The 7,520-nt window shown below is 71.7% G+C and carries 9 protein-coding genes; 8 read left to right on the top strand and 1 reads right to left on the bottom strand.

Translation table 11 applies throughout. From position 1 onward, the window contains the following. The 7 genes from aroC to nusB all read left to right on the top strand — a co-directional run. On the top strand, nucleotides 1-990 hold a 990-nt coding region (aroC, locus tag ABZ386_RS37380; protein ID WP_358968043.1), incomplete at its 5' end, for a chorismate synthase. Next, nucleotides 987-1,502 (top strand): shikimate kinase, encoded by a 516-nt coding sequence (locus ABZ386_RS37375; RefSeq protein WP_114250926.1) that lies wholly within the window; start codon nucleotides 987-989, stop codon nucleotides 1,500-1,502. The genes aroC and ABZ386_RS37375, both read left to right, overlap by 4 nt. Continuing rightward, nucleotides 1,499-2,590, top strand: coding sequence for a 3-dehydroquinate synthase (gene aroB / locus ABZ386_RS37370; protein WP_356506393.1), 1,092 nt, complete (start codon nucleotides 1,499-1,501; stop codon nucleotides 2,588-2,590). The genes ABZ386_RS37375 and aroB overlap by 4 nt, the downstream gene beginning before the upstream one ends. 164 nt (nucleotides 2,591-2,754) lie before the next feature. After that, nucleotides 2,755-3,660, top strand: a complete 906-nt coding sequence (locus ABZ386_RS37365; RefSeq protein WP_358968040.1) for a Pro-rich N-terminal domain-containing protein — start codon at nucleotides 2,755-2,757, stop codon at nucleotides 3,658-3,660. Between the two features lie 160 nt (nucleotides 3,661-3,820). After that, entirely contained in the window at nucleotides 3,821-4,930 is a 1,110-nt protein-coding gene (locus ABZ386_RS37360; RefSeq protein ID WP_351347064.1) for an aminopeptidase P family protein, read from the top strand. A gap of 53 nt (nucleotides 4,931-4,983) precedes the next feature. Further along, nucleotides 4,984-5,550, top strand: coding sequence for an elongation factor P (gene efp / locus ABZ386_RS37355; protein ID WP_031116621.1), 567 nt, complete (start codon nucleotides 4,984-4,986; stop codon nucleotides 5,548-5,550). A 2-nt stretch (nucleotides 5,551-5,552) separates the two neighbouring features. Next, nucleotides 5,553-5,987: a transcription antitermination factor NusB gene (gene nusB, locus ABZ386_RS37350; RefSeq protein ID WP_114250922.1), complete on the top strand. Its 435-nt coding sequence runs from the start codon at nucleotides 5,553-5,555 to the stop codon at nucleotides 5,985-5,987. A 182-nt stretch (nucleotides 5,988-6,169) separates the two neighbouring features. On the opposite strand, the gene bldD is transcribed toward nusB, so the two are convergent. Continuing rightward, nucleotides 6,170-6,673, bottom strand: a complete 504-nt coding sequence (gene bldD, locus ABZ386_RS37345) for a transcriptional regulator BldD (RefSeq protein WP_010046440.1) — start codon at nucleotides 6,671-6,673, stop codon at nucleotides 6,170-6,172. Between the two features lie 266 nt (nucleotides 6,674-6,939). Between bldD and pyrR the strand changes: the two genes are divergently transcribed. Continuing rightward, nucleotides 6,940-7,506, top strand: coding sequence for a bifunctional pyr operon transcriptional regulator/uracil phosphoribosyltransferase PyrR (pyrR, locus tag ABZ386_RS37340; RefSeq protein ID WP_114250921.1), 567 nt, complete (start codon nucleotides 6,940-6,942; stop codon nucleotides 7,504-7,506). Nucleotides 7,507-7,520: the final 14 nt, after the last annotated feature.

Raw genomic sequence — 7,520 nt, 5'->3', positions numbered from 1 at the left:
CGGCACGGGCTCACGCTCGGCTCGCCGGTGGCGATCATGGTGGGCAACACCGAGTGGCCGAAGTGGGAGCAGGTCATGGCGGCCGACCCGGTCGACCCGGAGGTCCTGGCCGGGCTGGCCCGCAACGCGCCGCTGACCCGCCCGCGCCCGGGTCACGCCGACCTGGCCGGGATGCAGAAGTACGGCTTCGACGAGGCCCGGCCGATCCTGGAACGCGCCTCCGCGCGGGAGACGGCGGCGCGGGTGGCGCTCGGTGCGGTGGCCCGCTCCTACCTGAAGGAGACCACCGGCGTGGAGATCGTCTCCCATGTGGTGGAGCTGGCCTCGGCCAAGGCCCCGAAGGGCGTGTACCCGACGCCGGCGGATGTGGAGCGGCTGGACGCGGATCCCGTGCGCTGTCTGGACGCGGACGCCTCGAAGGCGATGGTCGCCGAGATCGACCAGGCCCACAAGGACGGCGACACCCTCGGCGGCGTGGTCGAGATCCTCGCCTACGGCGTGCCTGTCGGCCTGGGTTCGCACGTGCACTGGGACCGCAAGCTGGACGCCCGGCTGGCCGGTGCGCTGATGGGCATCCAGGCGATCAAGGGCGTGGAGATCGGCGACGGTTTCGAGCTGGCGCGCGTCCCCGGGTCCAAGGCGCATGACGAGATCGTGAAGACCGAGGAGGGCATCCGGCGGACCTCCGGTCGCTCGGGTGGCACCGAGGGCGGTCTGACCACCGGTGAGCTGCTGCGGGTGCGGGCGGCCATGAAGCCGATCGCGACGGTGCCGCGGGCGCTGCAGACGGTGGATGTGACGACGGGTGAGGCGGCGCAGGCTCACCATCAGCGCTCCGACGTCTCGGCGGTCCCGGCGGCCGGCATCGTCGCCGAGGCGATGGTGGCGCTGGTGCTCGCGGACGCGGTGGCGGAGAAGTTCGGCGGCGACAGTGTGGCCGAGACCCGCCGGAACGTGACCTCGTACCTCGACAACCTCGCCATCCGATGACCGGCCCACTGGTCGTCCTCGTCGGCCCGATGGGCGTGGGCAAGTCCACCGTCGGGCAGCTGCTGGCCGAGCGGCTCGGCGTCTCCTACCGGGACACCGACGACGACATCGTCGCCGCGCAGGGCCGGACCATCGCCGAGATCTTCGTCGACGAGGGCGAGCCCGCCTTCCGCGCGATCGAGAAGGCGGCCGTGCACAAGGCGCTCGCCGAGCACGACGGCGTCCTGGCCCTCGGCGGCGGCGCGATCCTCGACGCCGACACGCGTGCGCTGCTCGCCGGGCAGCGCGTGGTGTACCTGTCGATGGACGTCGAGGAGGCGGTCAAGCGCACCGGCCTCAACGCCGCCCGCCCGCTGCTCGCCGTCAACCCGCGCAAGCAATGGCGCGAGCTGATGGAGGCCCGCCGGCACCTGTACGAGGAGGTCGCCACGGCCGTGGTGGCCACCGACGGCCGTACGCCCGAAGAGGTCACCCAAGTGGCCTTGGACGCACTGGAGTTGAAGGACGCATGACTGAGGCAGTGACTCGGATCCAGGTCGGCGGCACGGCGGGCACCGAGCCGTACGAGGTCCTGGTGGGCCGGCAACTGCTGGGCGAACTCGGCGGGCTGATCGGCGACAAGGCCAAGCGGGTGGCGATCATCCACCCCGAGGCACTGGCCGAGACCGGCGAGGCGCTCCGCGACGACCTGGCGCAGCAGGGCTACGAGGCGGTCGCCATCCAGGTGCCCAACGCGGAGGAGGCCAAGACCGCCGAGGTCGCCGCCTACTGCTGGAAGGCGCTCGGCCAGTCCGGCTTCACCCGCACGGACGTCATCGTCGGCGTCGGCGGCGGCGCGACCACGGACCTCGCCGGGTTCGCGGCCGCGACCTGGCTGCGCGGGGTGCGCTGGATCGCCATCCCCACCACCGTGCTCGCCATGGTCGACGCGGCCGTCGGCGGCAAGACCGGCATCAACACCGCCGAGGGCAAGAACCTCGTCGGCGCCTTCCACCCGCCCGCCGGTGTGCTCTGCGACCTGGCCGCGCTGGACTCCCTCCCGGTCAACGACTACGTCTCCGGGCTCGCCGAGGTCATCAAGGCCGGCTTCATCGCCGACCCGGTGATCCTCGACCTCATCGAGTCCGACCCCGAGGCCGCCCGCACCCCGGCCGGTCCGCACACCGCCGAGCTCATCGAGCGCTCCATCCGGGTCAAGGCCGACGTCGTCTCCTCGGACCTCAAGGAGTCGGGCCTGCGCGAGATCCTCAACTACGGGCACACGCTCGGCCACGCCATCGAGAAGAACGAGCGCTACAAGTGGCGCCACGGCGCCGCGGTCTCGGTGGGCATGCACTTCGCCGCCGAACTCGGCCGCCTGGCGGGCCGGCTGGACGACGCGACGGCCGACCGCCACCGCACGATCCTCGAATCGGTCGGACTGCCCCTGCACTACCGCCACGACCAGTGGCCCAAGCTGCTGGAGACCATGAAGGTCGACAAGAAGTCCCGCGGCGACCTGCTGCGCTTCATCGTCCTCGACGGCCTGGCCAAGCCCACCGTCCTGGAGGGACCCGACCCGGCCGTGCTGCTCGCCGCGTACGGCGAAGTCGGGCAGTAAGTCCACCGGCGCGCCTTCCGCCCGGAATCGCCTTACGGGGCCGGGCACTTCGGACCGCCCCCGGCCGTTCACACATCGACGACCGGGGGCGGTACCGTTCGGTAGCAGCGGGTTCCGCCCCCGCTGTCAGCGCCCATCGCCTGTACGAGACGGAGTGGCACCGGATGCAGCACGCAGTGGGTTCTCCGCTGCCGCCGCCCCATCAGCCGGGGCACGGACCGGCCGCCGGCTGGTCGCCGGCCGCACACCACCCGGGTCCGCACCACCCGGGCGCGCACCAGGGCTCCGTGCCCGTGCCCCCACCGCCCCCGGCGCCGGGGTACCCCGCGCCGCCGCCGGGTCCCGCCGCGCCGCCGCCGGGTCCGGCCGCACCGGCACCGGGGCCGGTCCCGCCGCATCCGCAGGCCTCCGTTCCACCGCCGCCGGACACCACCGGCCATGTGCCCCTGCCGCCGGGCGGCCCGGTCGCCATGCCGAGCGCGCCCCCCGCCACGGCGGCCCCCGACCCCGCCGGTACGACGCTCGCCGTGCTGCTCATCGGCCCCGCCGGCGCGGGCAAGACCAGCGTCGCCAAGTACTGGGCGGATCACCGCCGCGTGCCCACGGCGCACATCAGCCTCGACGACGTCCGCGAGTGGGTCCGCTCCGGCTTCGCCGACCCGCAGTCCGGGTGGAACGACAACTCGGAGGCGCAGTACCGCCTGGCCCGCCGCACCTGCGGCTTCGCCGCGCGGAACTTCCTGGCCAACGGCATCTCGTGCATCCTCGACGACGCGGTCTTCCCCGACCGGCCGGTCGTCGGCCTCGGCGGCTGGAAACGCCACGTCGGGCCCGGCCTGCTGCCGGTGGTCCTCCTGCCCGGGCTGGACATCGTCCTGGAACGCAACGCGGAGCGCTCGGGGAACCGGCGGCTGTCGGACGAGGAGGTCGCCCGTATCCATGGCCGCATGGCCGGCTGGTACGGCTCCGGCCTGCCGATCATCGACAACTCCCAGCTGGACGTCCCCGAGACGGCGAGGGTCCTGGACGACGTCCTGGCCAGATCGATCGCGAGCCCGCCGCAGTGGTGAGCGCCCCGTAGGGGCGCGGGGAACTGCGCGACAAGCCCCCACGCACGCGCGGACGGCAGGCAACCCCGAGCGGCACCACCACCTACCCGGGCATATCAGGCACCGCCCACTTAGACGCCCTCAACCGGCGCCGAACCGGCGGAGCTCATACGCTCGGGTCATGTCAGAGGTGTACGCGGCCCGCCGGACGCGTCTGAGGGAATACTGCAACGCGGGCGGCAGCGCGGCGGCGCTGGTCTCCCGCCCCGCCAACGTGCGCTATCTCGCGGGCGCCGCCCCGCACGGCGCCGTTCTGCTGCTGGGCAAGACCGAGGACCTCCTGGTGTGCCCCGGCTCGTCCGCGGACCGCCCCACCCAGGAGCGCCCCGACGAGGCCCTGCGCGTACAGACCCTGCCCGGAGCCGCCGGCGGTGACCCCGCCGTCGCGGCGGCCGGCCTCGCCGCAGGCCAGGGCGCCGACTCCCTGGCCGTCGAGGAGCACCACCTCACCGTCGCCCGGCACAGAGCGCTCGGCTCGGTCGCCCCCCGGCTGCGCCTGGCCAATCTCGGCAGCGCCGTCGAGCAGCTCCGGGTCGTCAAGGACGAGGAGGAGATCTCCTGCCTCCGCATCGGCGCCGAGATCGCCGACCAGGCCCTCGGCGAACTGCTGGAATCCATCCTCGTCGGCCGCACCGAGCGCCACCTCGCCCTGGAGCTGGAGAGACGCCTGGTCGATCACGGAGCCGACGGCCCGGCCTTCCCGACCTCCGTGGGCACGGGGCCCAACGCCGGACGCCCGGGCCACCGCCCCACCGACCGCCGCGTCGAGGAGGGCGACTTCCTCTCCGTGTGCCTCGGCGCGACGTACCGCGGCTACCGCTGCGAGATCGGCCGCACGTTCGTCATCGGCACCGCTCCCGCGGACTGGCAGATCGAGCTGTACGACCTGGTCTTCGCCGCGCAGCGGGCCGGACGTGAGAGCCTGGTACCCGGCGCCGCCTGCCGGGACGTCGACCGGGCCGCCCGCCAGGTCCTGGACTCCGCGGGGTACACCGAGGGCCTCACAGTCCTCACCGGACACGGTGTCGGGCTCGAAATCGACGAGGACCCTCAGTTGAGCCCGGCGGCCATGGGTAAACTGGACGCTTGCGTGCCGGTCACCGTCGAACCGGGGGTCCACCTCCCGGGCCGGGGCGGCGTCCGGATCGATGACACGCTCGTCGTCCGCCCCGAGGCGGACGGCGGACCCGAGCTACTCACCATCACGACCAAGGAGCTGCTCGCCCTGTAGCCAGGCAGGCGCGTGCACCGGGGTCGTACGTCAGTCCAGGAGATTCCGCAACCGTGGCTTCCACGAACGACCTCAAGAACGGCATGGTGCTCAAGCTCGAAGGCGGCCAGCTCTGGTCCGTCGTCGAGTTCCAGCACGTCAAGCCCGGCAAGGGCCCGGCCTTCGTGCGCACCAAGCTCAAGAACGTGCTCTCCGGCAAGGTCGTCGACAAGACCTTCAACGCCGGCGTCAAGGTCGAAACGGCCACCGTCGACAAGCGCGACATGCAGTTCTCCTACATGGACGGCGAGTACTTCGTCTTCATGGACATGGAGACCTACGACCAGCTCATGGTCGACCGCAAGGCCGTCGGCGACGCCGCCAACTTCCTCATCGAGGGCTTCATGGCCACCGTCGCCCAGCACGAGGGCGAGGTGCTCTTCGTGGAGCTTCCGGCCGCCGTCGAGCTGACCGTCCAGGAGACCGAGCCGGGCGTCCAGGGCGACCGCTCCACCGGCGGTACCAAGCCCGCCACGCTGGAGACGGGTCACCAGATCCAGGTCCCGCTCTTCATCACCACCGGTGAGAAGATCAAGGTCGACACGCGCACCAGCGACTACCTCGGCCGGGTGAACAGCTAACCGTGGCTGCCCGCAACACGGCCCGCAAGCGCGCCTTCCAGATCCTCTTCGAGGGCGACCAGCGCGGCGCCGACGTCCAGACGGTCCTCGCGGACTGGGTCCGGCACTCCCGGACGGACACCCGGCAGCCGCCGGTGAGCGAGTACACGATGGAGCTGGTCGAGGGCTACGCGAAGCACGCGAAGCGCATCGACGAGCTGATCGCCCAGTACTCGGTCGGCTGGACGCTCGACCGGATGCCGGTCGTCGACCGCAACATCCTGCGGCTCGGCGCCTACGAGCTGATCTGGGCCGACGAGACCCCGGACGCCGTCGTCCTCGACGAGATGGTGCAGCTGGCGAAGGAGTTCTCCACGGACGAGTCGCCCTCGTTCGTGAACGGCCTGCTCGGCAGGCTGAAGGAGCTCAAGCCCTCGCTGCGCCGCGACGAGGTCTGAGGCAGACAAGACAGACAGAATGCCGGAGGGCCCGCGGCGGTGACGCCGCGGGCCCTCCGGCATTCCCGTACGCCGAGAGCCTTCGAAGCCGCCAGAACGCCGCCGGGGTGGCCGGAACCGTACGATTCCAGCCACCCCGGCGGCACGTTTCTGCTGGCCCCACGGATGGTCCCGCGGAGCGCTCAGCCCTCCTCGTGGGTCGCCACCGCGCGGCGCGCGTCCGCGTCCAGGACACCCCAGCTGATCAGCTGCTCGGTGAGCACCGAGGGCGACTGGTCGTAGATGACGGCGAGTGTGCGCAGGTCGTCCTGGCGGATCGAGAGCACCTTGCCGTTGTAGTCACCGCGCTGCGACTGGATCGTGGCCGCGTAGCGCTGCAGCGGGCCCGCCTTCTCGGCCGGCACCGTGGCCAGCCGCTCCAGGTCCAGGACCAGCTTCGGCGGCGGCTCGGCGGCGCCGCCCGGGGTCGTGCCCGGGAGCAGCTCCTGCACCGGAACGCCGTAGAAATCCGCCAGCTCGGCAAGGCGCTGCACGGTCACGGCACGGTCGCCGCGCTCGTACGAACCGACCACGACCGCCTTCCAGCGTCCCTGGGACTTCTCCTCGACACCGTGGAGGGAAAGGCCCTGCTGGGTGCGGATCGCCCGGAGCTTGGCCCCGAGCTGTTTGGCGTATTCGCTGGACATATAGCTCCCCGGCACTGTGTCGACGCGTCTGGCGTGGGTGCCAGCCCGCGCGGCTGGTAACTCACTGTGAGGTTACGCAGCGTTACTCTGCCGCGTCAAGCCGAATGGTCCGCACCGACTCTTCCGTGGTAGTGGCACCGCATTGGGCCGAATAGGTGATCCAAGGGGGCCGTCCGGGCGATCGCGAGGGCCTGCTACCGTGGATGGCGCAATCCCGACGTCCTTTAAGGTCCGTCCCGTGAGGCGGAGAAGGAGGTCCGTTTCATATGGACACGCACGACTCGCAGTCCGATGCCCGGCCCGTCCTCGAAGGGCCCGACATCGCGCGGGTACTGACCCGCATCGCCCACGAGATCGTCGAACGCGCCAAGGGCGCCGACGACGTGGTGCTCCTCGGCATCCCGACCCGGGGCGTCTTCCTCGCCCGGCGGATCGCCGACAAGCTGGAGCAGATCACGGAGCGCAAGGTTCCGTGCGGCTCGCTCGACATCACCATGTACCGCGACGACCTGCGCATGCACCCGCCGCGTGCGCTGGCCCGCACCGAGATCCCCGGTGACGGCATCGACGGCAAGCTGGTCGTCCTCGTCGACGACGTGCTCTTCTCCGGCCGCACCATCCGCGCCGCCCTCGACGCCCTGAACGACATCGGCCGCCCGCGCGCGGTGCAGCTCGCCGTGCTCGTCGACCGCGGTCACCGCGAACTGCCCATCCGCGCCGACTACGTCGGCAAGAACCTCCCCACGTCGTTGCGGGAGACGGTCAAGGTCCAGCTCGCCGAGGAGGACGGTCGCGACACCGTACTGCTCGGTGCCAAGCCGGACCCCCAGTAGCGCTCCAGGCGTAC

The sequence above is a fragment of the Streptomyces sp. NPDC006140 genome (assembly GCF_040628815.1).
Taxonomy (GTDB): Bacteria; Actinomycetota; Actinomycetes; order Streptomycetales; family Streptomycetaceae; genus Streptomyces.
This window is presented reverse-complemented; position numbering and strand designations above follow the sequence as displayed.

Excerpts from the sequence above, each read along its gene's own strand:
- ABZ386_RS37360 (WP_351347064.1), top strand. The coding sequence starts at position 3,821 with ATGTCAGAGGTGTACGCGGCCCGCCGGACGCGTCTGAGGGAATACTGC.
- ABZ386_RS37375 (WP_114250926.1), top strand. The coding sequence starts at position 987 with ATGACCGGCCCACTGGTCGTCCTCGTCGGCCCGATGGGCGTGGGCAAG.
- bldD (WP_010046440.1), bottom strand. The coding sequence starts at position 6,673 with ATGTCCAGCGAATACGCCAAACAGCTCGGGGCCAAGCTCCGGGCGATC.
- ABZ386_RS37365 (WP_358968040.1), top strand. The coding sequence starts at position 2,755 with ATGCAGCACGCAGTGGGTTCTCCGCTGCCGCCGCCCCATCAGCCGGGG.
- aroB (WP_356506393.1), top strand. The coding sequence starts at position 1,499 with ATGACTGAGGCAGTGACTCGGATCCAGGTCGGCGGCACGGCGGGCACC.
- pyrR (WP_114250921.1), top strand. The coding sequence starts at position 6,940 with ATGGACACGCACGACTCGCAGTCCGATGCCCGGCCCGTCCTCGAAGGG.